A 1,856-nucleotide genomic window follows, 5' to 3' on the forward strand; every position below is an offset into this window, starting at 1 on the left:
GTTGACGAGCGCGGAGAGGAAGTCGAGCGGAGCGAGCTTCTCGGCCTGGGCCTGGAGCAGGCGCGCCTCGAGGGCCTGGGCCATGCCGGACAGGCGCAAGGTGGTGAGGGCACGGGTGATTTCGACGAGATTCATGTCTCGGTGTCTCCTGGGTGAGGGGTGGGCTGGGTGAGGCGGGCGATGACGTCGCGGTAGTGGGTGAGCTCGCGGATGAGCGGGTCCACCTGGCGCAGGGTGACGGGAGTGGGCGTGCGCCTTTCGAGGTAGCGGCGCACGAAGCGGTAGGTGGGGACGCCCACCTCGAGTGCCACCTCGCAGGCGTCGTCCAGGGCGGCGGTGCCGTACTTCCTGGCCAGGGACAGCACGCCGAGGATTCGCCGGGTGCCCGTCTCGCCTTCCCGGTGGTGCACCTCGGTGCAGAGCGTGGCGACGCTGCGTCCGGCCCGTGCGGCGCGCTCGAGCAGCTGCAACGTGGTGCGCGGCGCGTGCGAGGGCCTGTCCTCCTCGCGCGTGCGGTGGTGGCCGCGAGGTGTCCGGGTGTGCTCGCGCAGCAGCCGCCCCGAGGAGGGCAGCAGCAGGCGCACGTGGAGGCTGTCCCACTGCACGTGCACCTTGCGGCCGATGTGGCCCGGGGGCACCGAGTAGTACGCGCCCTCCACCTCGACGTGCCCGTCCAGGTGCACCACGCGCTCGCCGAAGGCGTAGTACCGGAAGGGCTCCACCGGCAGGGGCAGCAGCTTCGGCCCCTCCTCGCTGAACATGGCCGCCACCTGGCGCTTGGTGGTGCCGTGGATGCGGGTGTCCGCCCACCGCGCTTCCCACGCGTCGAGGTAGGCCTGCGCGGCCTGCAGGGACTCGAAGCGCAGGCCCTTGAGCGGCGTGCGCTGCGCGTGCCCCACCGCCGACTCCACCTTGCCCTTCCTGTCCGGGTGGCGGACCCGGGCCGGCAGGGCCGTGGCGCCGTAGTGGGCCAGCACGTCCCGGAAGAGGGGATTGAGAGCCGGCTCGTACACGTCGGCTGCCAGCACGCCCTCTCGCAGGTTGTCCAGCACCACCGTGCGCGCCACGCCGCCCAGCCGGCGGAACGCCTCCTCGTGCAGCTGCGCCCACGTCCGGCTGGAAGACCTCCAGCACAACAGCCTCACCGACTTGCGGCTGTAGCCCAGCGTCAGGACGAACATGCGCGTGCGCCGGTACTTCCCCGTCTCCGGGTGGCGCACCATGGGCCCCTCCCCGTAGTCCACCTGCGCTTCCTCTCCGGGCGCCGTGTGGATGACGGCCTTGGCCTCCGGGCCCTGGCTGTCCCTCAGCGTGCGCACGAAGCGACGCACGCTGATGTAGCTGCCCGTGTAGCCCTGCGTGTCGACGAGCTCCTCGTAGACGGCGCGCGCGTTGCGGCCCACCTCCAGTCGCTGCTGCACCAGGTCCACGTACGGGGCGACGATGCTCGCCCTCAGGTGTCGGACTGCGGCGCGGCTGCGCGGTGCGGCGTCGGTGGTCCCCTCATTGGCCGGTTTTGCTCCCGCGGAGGACTCCTCGCCCGCGGGCCCCACCTCGGTGGTCCCTCCATTGGCCGGTTTTGTCTTGCCCCACCGGCGCGGCGGACGCACTCCCACTCCCGCCGCCTTCAGGTAGCCGCTGGCCGTCTCACGGCGGACCCCCGTCGCCTCCTCGATTCGTCTCAGACTCCAGCCCAACCGCCCCAGGGCGATGACCTGCTGCTGCTTCTCGTCGCTCAAGACGTTGCCCATCCCCCAGGCGGACTCCACGTCCTACCCGGGCGTCAACGTCTCGGCCCTCCCCTTTGGCCGCTTTTCAGGGGACCTTCATTGGCCGGTTTTGGGTGACCACTGAGG

General features: G+C 71.3%; 1 protein-coding gene. It reads right to left on the reverse strand.

Annotated elements, in window-relative coordinates; all coding sequences use genetic code 11:
• Positions 1–131: 131 nt before the first annotated feature.
• Positions 132–1,751 (reverse strand): IS21 family transposase, encoded by a 1,620-nt coding sequence (gene istA / locus FL311_RS42960; RefSeq protein WP_141333434.1) that lies wholly within the window; start codon positions 1,749–1,751, stop codon positions 132–134.
• Positions 1,752–1,856 lie beyond the last annotated feature (105 nt).

The organism is Myxococcus sp. AB025B (assembly GCF_006518215.1).
Classification (GTDB): Bacteria; Myxococcota; Myxococcia; order Myxococcales; family Myxococcaceae; genus Myxococcus; species Myxococcus fulvus.

Coding starts and splice junctions, on each gene's coding strand:
- istA (WP_141333434.1), bottom strand. CDS start 1,751: ATGGGCAACGTCTTGAGCGACGAGAAGCAGCAGCAGGTCATCGCCCTG.